The organism is Neisseriaceae bacterium CLB008 (genome assembly GCA_041228285.1).
Lineage (GTDB): Bacteria > Pseudomonadota > Gammaproteobacteria > Burkholderiales > Neisseriaceae > JAGNPU01.
Genome location: CP166133.1, coordinates 3,020,435 through 3,035,147, shown reverse-complemented (window position 1 = coordinate 3,035,147; position 14,713 = coordinate 3,020,435). Strand labels below are relative to the sequence as shown.

General features: G+C 53.2%; 14 protein-coding genes and 1 pseudogene. 9 read left to right on the top strand and 6 right to left on the bottom strand.

Annotation, left to right across the window (positions count from 1 at the left end; all coding sequences use genetic code 11):
• Window positions 1-2 precede the first annotated feature (2 nt).
• From AB8Q18_14095 to AB8Q18_14065, 7 genes and pseudogenes are all read left to right on the top strand, one after another.
• A complete protein-coding gene (locus tag AB8Q18_14095) occupies window positions 3-758 on the top strand; it encodes an ABC transporter permease (protein ID XDZ51285.1) in 756 nt (251 codons plus the stop codon).
• 1 nt (window position 759) lies between these two features.
• Entirely contained in the window at window positions 760-1,002 is a 243-nt protein-coding gene (locus tag AB8Q18_14090; GenBank protein XDZ51284.1) for a BolA family protein, read from the top strand.
• Between the two features lie 83 nt (window positions 1,003-1,085).
• Complete coding sequence (gene murA, locus AB8Q18_14085) at window positions 1,086-2,339, top strand: UDP-N-acetylglucosamine 1-carboxyvinyltransferase (protein ID XDZ51283.1); 1,254 nt, start codon at window positions 1,086-1,088, stop codon at window positions 2,337-2,339.
• 168 nt (window positions 2,340-2,507) lie between these two features.
• Entirely contained in the window at window positions 2,508-2,978 is a 471-nt protein-coding gene (locus AB8Q18_14080) for a prepilin-type N-terminal cleavage/methylation domain-containing protein (GenBank protein ID XDZ51282.1), read from the top strand.
• A gap of 147 nt (window positions 2,979-3,125) precedes the next feature.
• Window positions 3,126-5,252 carry an ATP-dependent DNA helicase DinG gene (gene dinG, locus AB8Q18_14075; GenBank protein XDZ51281.1) on the top strand — a complete coding sequence of 709 codons (2,127 nt, stop codon included), beginning with the start codon at window positions 3,126-3,128 and terminating at the stop codon, window positions 5,250-5,252.
• Between the two features lie 103 nt (window positions 5,253-5,355).
• Window positions 5,356-5,643 (top strand): annotated as a pseudogene (locus AB8Q18_14070) (DUF3579 domain-containing protein).
• Between the two features lie 29 nt (window positions 5,644-5,672).
• Complete coding sequence (locus tag AB8Q18_14065; protein ID XDZ51280.1) at window positions 5,673-6,026, top strand: 5-carboxymethyl-2-hydroxymuconate Delta-isomerase; 354 nt, start codon at window positions 5,673-5,675, stop codon at window positions 6,024-6,026.
• Window positions 6,027-6,093: 67 nt separating this feature from the next.
• Here AB8Q18_14065 and AB8Q18_14060 read toward each other — a convergent pair whose 3' ends face one another.
• The gene (locus tag AB8Q18_14060) at window positions 6,094-7,029 is read right to left on the bottom strand and encodes an electron transfer flavoprotein subunit alpha/FixB family protein (protein XDZ51279.1); all 936 of its coding nucleotides are present in this window, start codon (window positions 7,027-7,029) and stop codon (window positions 6,094-6,096) included.
• A gap of 10 nt (window positions 7,030-7,039) precedes the next feature.
• Window positions 7,040-7,789, bottom strand: coding sequence for an EtfB protein (locus AB8Q18_14055; GenBank protein ID XDZ51278.1), 750 nt, complete (start codon window positions 7,787-7,789; stop codon window positions 7,040-7,042).
• Window positions 7,790-8,119: 330 nt separating this feature from the next.
• Between AB8Q18_14055 and AB8Q18_14050 the strand changes: the two genes are divergently transcribed.
• On the top strand, window positions 8,120-8,737 hold the full coding sequence (locus AB8Q18_14050; protein ID XDZ51277.1) for a trimeric intracellular cation channel family protein: 618 nt from the start codon (window positions 8,120-8,122) through the stop codon (window positions 8,735-8,737).
• Window positions 8,738-8,793: 56 nt separating this feature from the next.
• Here the strand turns inward: AB8Q18_14050 and AB8Q18_14045 are convergent, their stop codons facing one another.
• Entirely contained in the window at window positions 8,794-9,426 is a 633-nt protein-coding gene (locus AB8Q18_14045) for a trimeric intracellular cation channel family protein (protein XDZ51276.1), read from the bottom strand.
• Window positions 9,427-9,513: 87 nt separating this feature from the next.
• Complete coding sequence (locus AB8Q18_14040) at window positions 9,514-10,197, bottom strand: hypothetical protein (protein XDZ51275.1); 684 nt, start codon at window positions 10,195-10,197, stop codon at window positions 9,514-9,516.
• 272 nt (window positions 10,198-10,469) lie between these two features.
• On the opposite strand from AB8Q18_14040, the gene metC reads away from it, so the two are divergent.
• Window positions 10,470-11,642 carry a cystathionine beta-lyase gene (metC, locus tag AB8Q18_14035; protein ID XDZ51274.1) on the top strand — a complete coding sequence of 391 codons (1,173 nt, stop codon included), beginning with the start codon at window positions 10,470-10,472 and terminating at the stop codon, window positions 11,640-11,642.
• 156 nt (window positions 11,643-11,798) lie between these two features.
• Here the strand turns inward: metC and AB8Q18_14030 are convergent, their stop codons facing one another.
• A complete protein-coding gene (locus tag AB8Q18_14030) occupies window positions 11,799-13,289 on the bottom strand; it encodes a M81 family metallopeptidase (protein XDZ51273.1) in 1,491 nt (496 codons plus the stop codon).
• An 84-nt stretch (window positions 13,290-13,373) separates the two neighbouring features.
• The gene (locus AB8Q18_14025) at window positions 13,374-14,681 is read right to left on the bottom strand and encodes an MFS transporter (protein ID XDZ51272.1); all 1,308 of its coding nucleotides are present in this window, start codon (window positions 14,679-14,681) and stop codon (window positions 13,374-13,376) included.
• Window positions 14,682-14,713 lie beyond the last annotated feature (32 nt).

Genomic DNA, 14,713 nt, shown 5'->3' with positions numbered 1-14,713 from the left:
TCATGACGGGTTTTTATACCTTATTCAAAAAAGAAATTTTACGTTTTTGGAAGGTGGGGTTTCAAACCCTGTCGGCGCCAGTGCTCAGCGCCTTGCTGTATCAATTGATTTTTTCGCACGTGATGCGTAATCAGCCGGAGGTTTGGCCCGGTGTCACCTATGCGGCTTTTTTGATTCCAGGCTTGGCGATGATGTCGATGACGCAAAATGCCTTTGCCAATGCTTCCAGTAGTTTGATACAGTCGCGCATTACCGGCAACCTAGTGTTTATTTTGCTGCCACCGATCTCGTCGACGGCATTTTTTGCCGCCTATGTTGGCGCCGCTATTGTGCGGGGCTTGCTGGTGGGTTTAGGCGTTCTGGTGGTGACCGCTTGGTTTGGCTTGACTTGGCCGGTGGCGCCGCTGTGGGCGCTGGTGTTTGCCTTCTTGGGCTGTGCCGTATTGGGCTCGTTTGGGCTATTGGCCGGGATTGTGGCCGAGAAGTTTGACCAGCTGGCGATGTTTCAAAACTTTTTGATCATGCCTTTGACCTTTTTGTCAGGGGTATTTTATTCGATTCAATCGCTGCCGCCTTTTTGGCGCAGCGTGAGCCATTTTAATCCGGTTTTTTACATGATTGATGGCTTTAGATATGGCTTTTTTGGGTATAGTGATGTGTCACCGTGGCTGTCTTTGGCAGTTGCCGGTTCGTTCTGGCTGGTGCTGAGCATTGCGATTACGCTCATGTTAAAATCAGGTTATAAGTTAAGGAGTTAGTATGTTAAGCCCCAGTGAAGTAAAAGAAATGATTGCCAACGTTGTGGCGTGTGAACACATTGAGGTTGAGGGCGATGGCCACCACTTCTTTGCCCACATCGTGAGCTCTAAATTTGAAGGCCTTGGCCGCTTGGCCCGTCATCGTTTGATTAAAGATGGCCTAGCCGACAAGATTGCCAGCAATGAGCTGCACGCATTATCAATTGCCAGCGCCTGCACCCCAACTGAGTGGGCGCAAAAATAAGCCGGAACAACTTGTCTGAACCAAAAGCGGGTAATGGGTTCATAAAGAAGATCATGCTTGTGTTTTTCTTATAAGGATTTTAAGTGGATAAATTAAGAATTGTGGGCAACGGCCCATTGAACGGCGAAATCACCATTTCAGGCGCCAAGAATGCGGCTTTGCCGATTTTGTGCGCTTCGTTGCTGACGAAAGACACCCTTAAGCTGACCAATGTACCGATGCTGCGTGACGTCATCACCACCCAAAAACTGCTGCAAGGCATGGGTGCCAAAGTGTTGACCGACAATGTAGAAACCTTCGAGTTGACCTGCGGCAGCGTGAATAACCTAGTGGCGCCCTATGATTTGGTGAAAACCATGCGCGCCTCGATTTTGGTGTTGGGCCCAACTTTGGCCCACTTTGGTGAAGTACAAGTGAGCCTGCCTGGCGGTTGCGCCATTGGTTCTCGTCCTGTCGATCAGCACATTAAAGGGCTGATTGCGATGGGCGCCGAGGTGAAGATTGAACACGGCTATGTGCATGCTAAGGCCAAACGCCTGAAAGGCGCGCGCATCGTGATGGACGTCGTCACCGTTACCGGTACCGAAAACCTCTTGATGGCGGCTACCTTGGCCGAAGGCACCACCGTATTGGAAAACTCAGCGATGGAGCCAGAAGTATCTGATTTGGCCGAATGCCTGAATAAAATGGGCGCTAAAATCACCGGCATCGGCACGCCGACGCTGACCATTGAAGGCGTAGAGTCTTTGCATGGCGCAGAACACAGCGTGGTGCCTGATCGTATTGAAGCCGGTACCTTCTTATGTGCCGTGGCCATGACCGGTGGTAAAGTGGTGTTGCGTAAAGCCGCGCCTAAAACCATGGAAGTGGTGTTGGATAAGCTGGTTGAGGCCGGTGCCATCATTGAAGCCGGAGACGACTGGATCAGCATCGACATGCAGCAGCGCCCTAAGGCGGTCAACCTACGCACCTTGCCTTATCCTGCCTTCCCCACCGACATGCAGGCGCAGTTTGTGGCCATGAACGCCATTGCCGAAGGCTCTGGCGTGGTGACCGAAACCATTTTTGAAAACCGCTTCATGCACGTGCCTGAGCTGAATCGCATGGGCGCCAACATCAGCACCGAAGGCAATACCGCCGTGATGCATGGCGTGACCGGCCTGTCTGGTACGACGGTTATGGCAACGGACCTACGCGCTTCAGCCTGTTTGGTGAATGCCGGCTTGGTGGCAGAAGGCGAAACCATTGTTGAGCGTATTTATCACTTAGACCGTGGTTACGAACACATTGAAACCAAGCTAGGTGGTGTGGGTGCCAAGATCGAGCGCATCAGTTAAACCATCCTTAAACTTAGTCACAGCCGCGATTAACCTCGCGGCTTTTTTGTGCCCATCACACCACAATAAAGCCTTTTTAGAGCCGTTTTCTATTATTCTTATGTCATTTTTATGGGCGTGTGCTAGCCTTAATTATCCCTAGTCAACGCACATGAGTGAGGAGGCCGTATGCACGCGCGCCGAAGCCAGCAAGGCTTTTCCCTGATTGAATTGATGATCGTGGTCGCCATCATTGCGGTCTTGACCGCGGCCGGCCTACCCACCTACCGACACTACATCAGCAAGGCTCAGATCACCCGCGCTTATGCTGAATTAAGCGGCATTCGTACCTGGGTCGACGTACGCTTATTTGAGGGCGGCGCACTGGGCGTGGCCGAACTGGATGCGTTTAACCAAGATGAGGGCGGTCTGTTGCTGCTGAGCCTGGCCGGCGGTGGCACCAGCCCGTTTGCCGACGGCAGTGGCCAGCTCATCGGTACGTTTAAGCCTGATGCGGGTGGCGGCTTGGCCGGTGGTCTGTTGCGTTTTGAACGCAATCAGCAAGGCCATTGGCGCTGCGTGGTCGATGGCCAAGGGGCGCAAAACGGCAGCCTGATGAATGCCAATACCGTCCCAAAGGATTGCCTCTTCGTCGAGTAATCAAGGGCATGCTCACCACAGCCGTCGGGGCCTTCGAGTTGATGGTCGCAGCAGGGGTGAAAATAATCCGCCCTAAACGGGGCAAAGTGGTGGGGAAACGACTATAATGGATGATTAACATTCGGTTTTTAAAAAGATTCATCGTTCATGCTGACCCAACTCGAAAAAAACGCCATTTCTGATCACTACAAGGCCATTTCCCAAAATTTGCCTGGTTTTTGCCCCCGCTCGTCTCAGCGCCAGATGATTGCGGCCGTGGCCAAGGCGTTTTCACGCAGCATCAAAAAGAGCGATGACGAAGAAGTGACCCGCCAAGGGGAAAGCATCGTGGTGATTGAAGGCCCCACCGGGGTCGGTAAAAGCTTGGCCTATCTTTTGGCCGGCGGCATCATGGCGCAAACCCGCGAGAAAAAGCTGGTAGTCAGCAGCGCCACCGTGGCGCTGCAAGAGCAGTTGGTGAATCGAGACCTGCCGTTTTTGATTGAAAAAAGCGGCCTAGAATTGACCTTTGCCCTAGCTAAGGGGCGCGGTCGCTATCTGTGCCCGTATCGCCTGTATCAGCTGACTCAAGACCATGCTCAAGGGGCGTTGATGGGCTTTGAAGAGCCCGCCGCGGTGTGGACGGATAAGCCCCGTCCTGAAGACGTGGCCCAGCTGCGCGAATTGGCCGACGCTTTTGGTCAGCGCCATTTCAATGGTGACCGCGACACCTGGCATGAAAACATTCCCGATGCGCTTTGGGCCAAGACCACGAATGATCGCCACGGCTGCCTTAAGGCGGCCTGTCCGAATAAGCCCGAATGCCCGTTTTATCTCGCCCGTGAAGTGTTGGAGACCGTCGATGTGGTGGTGGCCAACCATGACCTATTGTTGGCCGACATCAGCATGGGCGGCGGGGTGATTTTGCCGGCACCCAGCCAAAGCTTCTACTGCATCGATGAGGCCCATCATCTGGCCAAAAAAGCCCTCAATCAGTTTGCCGCTGAACACAGCCTGAATCAAAGCCAATGGTTCTTGGAGCGTTTGCCCAAGCTGACGGCGCAGCTGGCGTCGATCACCGATAAAGCCGAGCTGGCGAACAACGCTGACGATGCCGCCGAAGCTTTACTGGAGCATTTTTCTGAATGGATGTGGCAACTCAATGATGCGCCTCAGCTGTCGGGCAGCAACGATGTCGACATGCCCATTTGGCTATGGGACGACGGCGCTATTCCTGAGGCGCTGGCGGTGTTGGTACAGAATACCGCTATTTCAGCGCGTATGCTGGTGAAAAACCTGCATGGCTTAAGCGAAGCCTTGAGCAATACCCGTAAAGAAAAGGGCAGCGACAGCGCCCTGATCGACAAGGTGTCGAGCGAGGTCGGCATGGCCATCGCTCGCGCCGAGCAGATGAACGCGGTGTGGGACTTAATGGAAGAAGTGCCGAAAGAAAATGCCCCACCGTTGGCTAAATGGATCACCAGTAAGCGCCACGATAAGAACGACTACGTATTTAACGCTTCGCCGGTTTCGGCCGCCAGCCATTTGGCCAACAGCCTCTGGCAGCAGGCCGCGGGCGCACTGCTGACGTCGGCGACGCTGCAGTCGTTGGGTAACTTTGATTTATTGCTGAAGCAAACCGGCTTGCTGTGGTTTAAAGACACCGAAACCGTGGCCTTAGAGAGTCCGTTTAATTTTCAAGAGCAGGGCGAGCTGTATTTGCCGCCTATTCAAGCCAGCCCGAAAGACGCGCTGGCGCACACCAATGATTTGGTTGAATGGTTGCCTAAGCTGATCGATTTAACCCAGGGCGTAGGCTCTTTGGTGTTGTTCTCATCGCGTAAGCAGATGCAAGACGTGGCACTGCGCCTGCCAGACGATTATGTGGCCAAGCTGCTGGTTCAGGGCGACATGCCCAAAGCGACGTTACTGGCGCGCCACCATGAGGCCATTGCCAACCAAGAGGCCAGCATTATTTTTGGCCTCGACAGCTTTGCCGAAGGCTTGGATTTACCAGGACACGCCTGCGTGCACGTGATCATTGCCAAACTACCGTTTTCGATGCCGGATAATCCCATCGACAAAACCTTAAGCCGCTGGATTGAAAAAAATGGCGGCAATCCCTTTGTGGAGCTGACGGTGCCAGAAACCAGCATCAAGCTCATCCAAGCGGTGGGGCGCCTGATTCGAACCGAAACCGATCATGGTCGCGTGAGCATCCTCGACAATCGGGTGAAAACGGCCGGCTACGGCAAGCGCCTATTGGCGAGCTTGCCTAATTTTAAGCGGATCTGAGGGCTTAAATGTTGATTGTGTTAAAGGCTTTGGTATTGTTTCAGAACCTTAGGTATAATGAGCTCGCATCAGACATTAATGATTTTTATAAATTGGAAGCAATATGATTTGTAATCCGTATGAAATCGTGATTCAAGGCATCACCTCATCAGGGAAAACCTTTCGTCCATCCGATTGGGCAGATCGATTGTCAGGGATTTTATCTAATTTTGACAGCGCCAACCGCCTGTCTTATCACCACTATGTTCGACCCATGTTGTTGAATAATATTCGTTGTGTGGCCATCGATAAAAAATTAGAGAAGCTCAACCCACCAATGTTTCAGTTTTTAATGGATTTTGCCGGTGACAACGACCTGCGCGTGGTGGATTGTCGTACCCTTATCGATGAAGTTTATCAGCCAGAGGCACAAGGATAATCATGCCCCATTGCATCATTGAACAGTCGGCCGATTTGGCTGAACACTCAGCCGCGTTTTTAAGCGGCGTACACCAAACCGTATGCGACAGCGAGCTATTTGATTTAGACTCCGTAAAGTCTCGCCTGCGCGTTTATGAAGCTTTTTGTGCCGGTGCTGAAGCCGCGCCAGAATCCTTCGTGCACGTCACCATTAAGCTCTTGCAAGGCCGTAGCGCCGAGCAGAAAAAACTGCTGGCGGCAGCTGTGGTGTGTCATCTGTCTGGGCTAGGCTTGCCCTCGGGAGTGAGTTTGACGACCGACATCGTTGACATGGATGCAGTGGCCTACGCCAAATACATCATGCCCACCGAATAAATCGACGTTAAGATTAAAAAAAGCCGCTGAATCGTGAAGATTCAGCGGCTTTTATCATGGTGTGGGCTTAGCTTTTCAGCGCCGCTACCAATTCTGGTACGGCGGTGAATAGATCAGCTACCAAGCCATAGTCGGCCACGTTGAAGATCGGCGCATCAGGGTCTTTATTGATGGCGACGATGACTTTACTGTCCTGCATGCCGGCAATGTGCTGAATCGCACCCGACACGCCAATGGCGAAATACAGCTCAGGGGCCACGATCTTGCCGGTTTGGCCAACCTGGTAGTCGTTCGGTGCGTAGCCGGCGTCTACCGCAGCACGAGAGGCACCAATGGCGGCGCCTAAAGTGTCGGCTAATGGCGTCAGTACGCTGTCAAACTGGTCTTTGCTCTGTAGGGCACGACCGCCGCTGACGATGACGCGCGCCTGAGTCAACTCAGGACGGTCTGATTGGGTCAGTTCGCGGCTCACAAAGCGGCTGAGGTTTTTGGCTGGGGTGGCAGTTACTTCAGCAGCTTCGGCGCTGCCGCCTTCTGCTTTTGCAGCGTCAAAGGCGGTGGCGCGGATGGTCAACACCAGTTTCGCTTCTTCTGAGCGGACGGTTTCAAACGCGTTACCTGCGTAAATAGGGCGCTCAAAGGTTTGGCCATCGACGATTTTAGTCAAATCGGAGATTTGCGACACGTCCAGTAGGGCCGCAACGCGCGGCATCACGTTTTTACCAAACACGGTGGCGGTAGCGGCAAAGTATTGGTAGTCACCGGCCAAACTCACGATTAAGGGGGCTAGTTCTTCAGGCAGCTGGTGGGCAAAGTGAGCGGCTTTAGCCACCAATACTTTGTTCACGCCAGCCACGGCTTGGGCTTGAGCCACGACGGCGTCAGCGCCTTCACCGGCCACTAAAACGTGTACATCACCCAGTTTGGCTGCCGCTGTCACCGCGTGTAGGGTGGCTGGGGCCAGGGTTTGATTGTCGTGTTCTGCAATAATTAATGTGGTCATCTTGGGCTCCTTAAATCACTTTGGCTTCGGTTTTTAGTTTAGCCACCAGTTCGGCCACATCAGCTACTTTAATACCGGCGCTACGCGCTTGTGGTTCGGCTACTTTTTGTACGCTTAGGCGGGCTTTAGTGTCCACGCCTAGGCTGCCTAAATCAACTTTGTCCAAAGGTTTTTTCTTGGCCTGCATGATGTTGGGTAATTTCACGTAGCGCGGCTCGTTTAAGCGTAAGTCGGTGCTTAACACGCAAGGCAGGTTCAGGCTGAGGGTTTCTAAACCCCCGTCGATTTCGCGAGAAATCACCACTTCACCGTCTTTAAGCTCTACGCTGCTGATGAAGGTGCCTTGAGGCGCGTCCAATAGGGCGGCCAACATTTGAGCGGTTTGGTTGGCATCGTTGTCGATGGCCTGTTTGCCCAATAGGTAGACGTCAGGTTGTTCATTTTTGCCGATGGCGGCCAAGATTTTGGCCACGGCCAAAGGCTCCACTGCGTCGTTGGTTTCAACGTGTAAGGCACGATCAGCACCCATGGCCAGTGCGGTTCTTAGGGTTTCTTCGCACTGTTTCACACCGATAGACACCACCACTACCTCAGACAGTTTACCGGCTTCTTTTAGGCGAACGGCTTCTTCAACCGCAATTTCGTCAAAGGGGTTGATCGACATTTTTACGTTGGCGATATCGACATCACTGCCGTCGGCTTTAACGCGTACTTTTACGTTGTAGTCCACAACGCGCTTGACTGCGACTAATGCTTTCATAAGGCTCCTTTTATAGCTGCTGTATCTTTTTGAATAATGGGATAAGAACGGTTGGGCTGTGTTTTTGCAAAATCGTATCAAAACAAAAGGTTAAAAACGAATCGCGCAACGAAATCAATTCTCTTGCTTATTATGGTCGTTTTAAGAAGACTTGTACACCCAGCGGCGCGACCTTGGCTGGGGCGGTTGCGGTTCGGCCTGACCCAAGTCAAAGGTTGGCGCCCATTATTTCATGGCTAATCATAGCGGCGAACGGATTCCACGTTGACGTTCATGCCTGCCTCTACTATCATCGTCGACCGAGTAATTTATTGTATTGATTTGGCATAAATGTTATTAAGTTTTTTGTATTTAGTGGGCATCACGGCGGAAGCCATGACCGGTGCTTTGGCGGCTGGCCAGCGTAAAATGGATTGGTTTGGCGTCATCATCATCGCCTCAGTGACTGCGATTGGTGGAGGCACGGTTCGAGACATTCTGTTGGGCCATTATCCTTTAGGCTGGGTGGCCAAGCCTCAGTACATTGTGGTGGTGGCCGTGGCTGCCCTAATCACGATTGTGGTGGCACCGCTGATGCGGCATTTGCGGCGTTTGTTTTTGGTGTTGGATGCGATAGGTCTGATTGTCTTTGCCATTATTGGCGCTCAGGTGGCCTTGGATATGGGCTACAGCGTGATCATTGCCGCGATTGCGGCAGTGGTGACCGGCGTGTTTGGCGGCGTGCTGCGCGATTTACTGTGTCATCGCCTGCCGTTGGTGTTTCAAAAAGAGCTGTACGCCGGCATCGCTTTTGCGGTGGCATGGCTCTATATGGGTCTGCAGCAAACCGATTTGTCGCCGCACTGGGTGGTGTGGATTACTTTGGCAGTAGGCTTGGGGGCGCGGCTGTTGGCGCTGCGCTTTAAGCTGGGCCTGCCAGTGTTTCATTATGAGCAAAGGGGCCATTAGATAGTTGGGGACACAAAAAAACCGTGATCAAAGTCACGGTTTTTTTGTGTCAGGGCTTAGGGCAGATTAATTTTTGGTAAGGTTAAGTGATAACGGTAGGCGATAAAGCGTACGGCCAAGCCACCAAAAAAGACTAAATTCATGGTCATGGCGTTGAGCCAACCGATGGCGTCTAAGAGATAGAGGGAGAGGCTCACCAGAACCGCAATGGAGCCGTAAAAATCTTGGTGTAAAATGATGGGGATGTCGTTGACCAGAACGTCACGCACCATGCCGCCACCGACGGCGGTGACAAAGCCCAGTAAAATCACCCCAAACAGGTTTAAATCCAACAATAGACCGACTTGGGCGCCGGTGATGCTGAAGGCCACCAGGCCAATGGAGTCGGCCAGTAAAAACAGGCCGGCGCGCAGGCGGCTGGCTTTTAGATCGAGGTGTAATAAGGTTTTGACGATGAATAGGGTCAAAATAATTGCAATGAGCGAAGTGTTGTCGGAAAACACAATCGGCAAACGGCTCACCATGACGTCGCGGATCATGCCGCCGCCGATGGCGGTCAATAAGGCCAAGACCAAGACGCCGAGCCAGTCGAGCTGTTTGCGCACGCCCACCAAGAAACCCGATAGGGTGAAGGCGATGGTGCCGACGATGGAAATCACTTCGGTCATGAATAAATGAATATTGGTCAAAGGGGTTTGCTCCAGCCATGACGGCCATTAATTAGGCCCACTTCTTTTCGACAAAAAAGTGGGCCCGATCTTAAATGATGCTTTTCGTTAAAATAGGTTGTCGATGTTTTCAGACGTCACGGCTTTTTTCTGAGCCGGCTTATTGCGTGCTTCTTGTTGCTTTTGCTGCACCAGTTGATTGATTGGGTCAGCCTCTTTAGCAGCATTGGTCGCTTTTTGCGCGTTGCCGCCATTTTTGCCGTTTTGGCTTGGCTGCATCAGGGCGGCGGGCGATGTATTTTGAGGCTCAGATGTGGCCACCTGGGCCTCGCCATCTTTCGCCAACAGACCGTCTTGGGCGGCCTGCTTGGCTTTAAAAGCTTCGTTAATGCTTTCACCCGGGGTGAAGGTCGGCACTACGTCTTGCGCGCCTTTAGGCAATAAAATTTCCACCTGTTCGTCTGGTGACTGAGTGGTGATGTGTTCTTCTTCGTTCGCCTTAGGCAGGCTCATGACCAGATACACGATGGTCACAATGACGGCCACGATGGCGACCATAAAGGTTTTTAATAACCAGCCACTGCCTTTTTTAGGGGGCGTTGGGCTATGGCCAGTAGGTTGTTGTAGCTTGTGAAGGTCTTGTTGCGCACCCTTGACGTCTTGGGCATTGCCAGACAGCAATTTAGCCTTTAACTGGGCAAATGCAGAGTCCCCAATAGCGCCTTGCTGGCGTAAAGCCTGTAGCTGCATTAGGTCGGCAGAGTGTTCAGAAGTGGGTTGGTGTTCAGCCACGGGTGTATCCCTCAAATTAGCAATCACGTTTTGTGAAACACCGTATTATGACACAGCTTGTGCCGTAAGTCTCGATGTCTGTGCTTTTCACATTATGAATCATACTCTTATGGATGATGGCGTGGCAAGGCTTGGCGGCGGTTTTACGGGCAAAGAGGGCGGCGCTGACCAGAATGCTACACCGCCCCACGCTTAGCCACTAGGGTAGACACAGACGGCCTTTTATCGGTATAAACAAAGCATCATCAGCAGGCAGTTTTTATGGAGACAATATGAGTGCTCAGCAACCATCCGATTTGGCTTTAGCCACCCAGCTCGTTCACATGGGCACCGCGCCCAGCGATCAATACGGTTTTGTGAATACGCCGATTTACCGCGGTTCGACCGTGGTATACCCAGACTACCAGCATTTAAAACAGCGTGACATGCCTTTTGGTTATGGCACCGATGGCACGCCTACGATTAAAGCTTTAGAGGACGCGTGGACCACCCTAAGCGGTGCAGCGGGCACGGTGATTTCACCCTCAGGCCTAGGCTCGATTAGCTTGGCCTTATTGAGCGTGCTCAAGGCCGGCGATCATTTGCTGATGACCGATTCTGTTTATCGGCCCACGCGTATTTTATGCGAAGGTATGCTGAAGCGATTTGGGGTCGAAACCACTTACTACGATCCTACCTTAGGGGCGGACATCGAGGCGCTGATTCAGCCCAATACGCGGGTGATCTTTACCGAGTCGCCCGGCTCTCAGTCGTTAGAGATTCAAGACATTCCCGCCATCGTGGCGGTGGCTAAGGCCCATAACATCATCACCATGATGGACAATACCTGGGCCACGCCGATTTTCTTTAAGGCCCACGCCCATGGCATCGATCTGGTGATTGAGGCGGGGACGAAGTATTTAAGCGGCCATTCTGACTTATTAATGGGCTTGGTGTCGGCCAATGCTGTGACGTGGCCTGCGCTACGGGAAACCTACGATGCGATGGCGATGTGTCCTGGTCCAGAAGATTGCTTCTTGGCCCTACGCGGCTTACGCACCATGCATCTACGCTTGAAAGAGGCGGAAAAGCAAGGTTTGGCCATGGCCAAATGGCTACAGGCTCGCCCAGAAGTGGCCCAAGTCTTGCACCCCGCCTTGCCAGAAAGCCCCGGCCACGAGCTGTGGAAACGAGATTTTCTGGGCTCGTCAGGCTTGTTTTCGATTATTTTAAAGCCTGGCCAAACCGAGCAAGATTTGGCGGCGTTCTTAGATGGCCTCCAGCTCTTCCGTATGGGCTTTTCTTGGGGCGGTTACGAAAGCTTAATCATTCCGTTTGACTGCAAGCCTTACCGCACCGCTACCGCTTGGCAGCCCGGCGGCATCGCACTGCGCCTACAGATCGGGTTGGAAGCGATTGAAGATTTACAGGCTGATTTGGCCGCGGCGTTTGCCCGACTAAGCTAGGTTTTAATCTGCTACATTATTGTAAATTTTAATTAGCACCAAGTATAAGCATCTTTTTTACTGTTAAGTTATTTTCATGTGGCTTGGGTTTAATCTGCCACAAAAAACGCCAGCCGATGAGGGCTGGCGTTTTGCTTTTGATGTGTGGTTTGGGTGTTATTGTGGTTGGAATACGGGGCCTAGCGGCTTGAGGCGAATACCTGGACGCAGGTTTTGCCAAGGCAGGTCGACTGGATCGGCTAAGAGGGGGCCGGGCGCTTTGGCGATCAGCACGGCGGCGGCAATGGGTTCAAAGTCGGCCCTAAAATGCACCGAGCTTTTGACCACCACGATGGCCATGTCTTCGGGATGAACGCCGGCCATGCGAAATAGGTTGCGGTCGAGCATTTGCGCCTTGTCGGTGCTGACGACCACGGCAATGTCGTCAATCATCAAGCAGGCGCTGCGCCCAACGTCGACTAAAACGCCATGCATCATGGGGCCGCCGTATTGGCAGCGGCCGTCAGATAACGCTTTTACCGTAAACGTTGCGTGCAGCGGGCTATCCCCCTCGATGCCCGAGGTGCCGGCCAGTGCGAGCGTGATCTTGGCGCCTTCTCCCGCCGCATAAGCCGCCTCAACGGCCGCGGGGTCGACGATGAGGCCGATGGCGGCCTTTTGCGCTTTAGCCGCCACTAAGGCTTTGAGCACGCCCATGGTGTTGGCATCGCCGCCAGCGCCAGGATTGTCTTGGGTGTCGGCGATCACGATGGGTTTGTCTGCGTCTGCCGCCAGCGCCATGGCCTGCGCCACGGCTGCTTCAGGACTTAAAAATGAGATGTCCCACGCCGCTTCATTGTCGACGATTTGGGCGTAGATTTGATTGACTTTTGCTTGGGCCAATTCGGCCGTAGGCGCATAGCCCCACACCACGCCACCACATTCGCTAAAGTCGGCTGCTGGGAAGCCAGTGGCAAACGACATGGACAACATACTGGTGTGTTCTAGTTCGGCCACGGCGGCGTAAACGCTGCGGGCCGGTTCGACAAAGGTACATTGGGCATTGATTGGGGTGAGGAAGGGCAGGCGGCGGCTGACCAAAACGGCAGCTTCGCCCTTTAGACAGGCGTCTAGCTGTACCGCTGCGCGTGCGCCGGTTTCGGCCATGTCGACGTGGGGATAGGTGCGATAGGCCACCAAACGATCGGCGCTTTGGAGCATTAAGTCGGTTACGTTGGCGTGTAGATCGAGGCTGGCCACTAAGGGTTTTTCTGGGCCGATTAAGGCCCGTAGACGAGCGAGCAGTTCGCCTTCGCCATCATTAACGTGTTCACATACCATGGCGCCATGCAGGTCTAAATACACGGCATCGGGCTGATGCTGGGCCACGGCGGCGGTAATGTCGCCACAGATCCGTTCAAAGGCTGCTTCGGTCACGTGGGCTGATGGGGCCGCCGCACACCAAAGCACGGGTATTAACTCGTGGCCGTCTTGCTGGGCTTGTTTGATGAAGCCAGCGACGGGGATGTTCATGTCTGTTAAGGCAAACAAGTCCTCGCCGTGGCATAGGGGCGGGTAGCCGCCGCCGTGTTCGAATTTATCGTAGGTGGCCTTGGTCGGGGCAAACGTATTGGTTTCGTGTTGGAAACCAGCAATGATGATGCGCATGATCGGGTGTCCTCTTGTGTGTGTTGTGATGATCCCAATGCCGTCTTGATTAAGCCTCAAACGACATCAGGACGTTGATGAGGGTTAAGCTTTTTTCTTTTTCTGGGCCACGAACAGCAAGGTCAGCGCGCCTAGGGCCAAAACCCCAGCAATCGAGAACCAGCCTGCCATGAGTGAACCAGTGGCCTCTTTCACAAAGCCCATCAGCATCGGGCTGACCAAGCCGCCCAAAAGGCCGATGCTGTTGATGAGGGCAATGCCCCCAGCGGCGGCTGAGCCTTCCAAGTATTGTGATGGGATGGCCCAAAATACTGTGTAGGCTGCCCACATCAAGCCAGTGGCCAAGGAGATGGCGGCCAATGACACGGCAAAGTGGTCACCAAACACAATGGCCAAGCTTAGACCGATGGCGGCGAATAGAGCGGGTAAAGTACTGTGCCAGCGACGTTCTTGATGTTTGTCAGAGCTTTTGGCAAACCACCACATAAATAGGGCGGCGCAAAGATACGGAATGGCCGAATACAAGCCCACCTGCTTTAAGTCGGTGACGCCGCTGTTGCTGATAAGGGTGGGCAGCCAGAAGGCCACCGCATAAATGCCGCTGATGATACAAAAATAGGCAAAAGCCAATAGGTAGACCCAAGGATCACGTAAGACGGTTTTAAAGCCGTGGTGGCTGGTTTCTTTGGTTTGGCCAATGTCTTGGGCCAATAGGGTGCGTTCCGTTGGCGACAGCCATTTGGCTTGGCCAGGTTTGTCGTCTAGGTAAAAGAACGCCATTACGCCTAAGAACACGCAAGGCAGCCCTTCAATCAAGAACAACCATTGCCAGCCAGCCATGACAGTGCTGTCGCTCATGGTGGCCATGATCCAGGCCGAAACCGGGCCGCCGAGCATGCCGCCTAAAGGGCCAGCCAGCATCACAATCGACATCACGCGGGCCATGCGGGCGCCTGAATACCAATAGGTCAAATAGAAAATCATGCCGGGGGCAAAGCCGGCTTCAAACACGCCCAACAAGAAGCGCAGGATGTAAAAGCTGGTTTCGTTGGTGACAAACAGCATTGAGGCTGATGTCAGCCCCCACAACACCATGATGCGGGCGATGGATTTACGCGCACCAATTTTTTCCAGCAGCAAATTGCTGGGCACTTCAAACATCACGTAGCCCAAGAAGAAAATACCGGCGGCAAAGCCGTAGACGGCATCAGACATGCCAAGGTCGCTTTGCATTTGCAGTTTGGCAAAGCCAATATTGACGCGGTCTAAATAGGCAAAAAAGTAGCACAGCAGCAAAAAGGGCAGCAGGCGCAGATTAATCTTGGCGTAGATTTTGGTAAGGGCGGGGTTGCTGTTGGGCACAGAGCCCGCGGCGCTTGGGTTAGGGTTCATGGTAACTCCTCTAAGAGTATGTGTTTATTGTA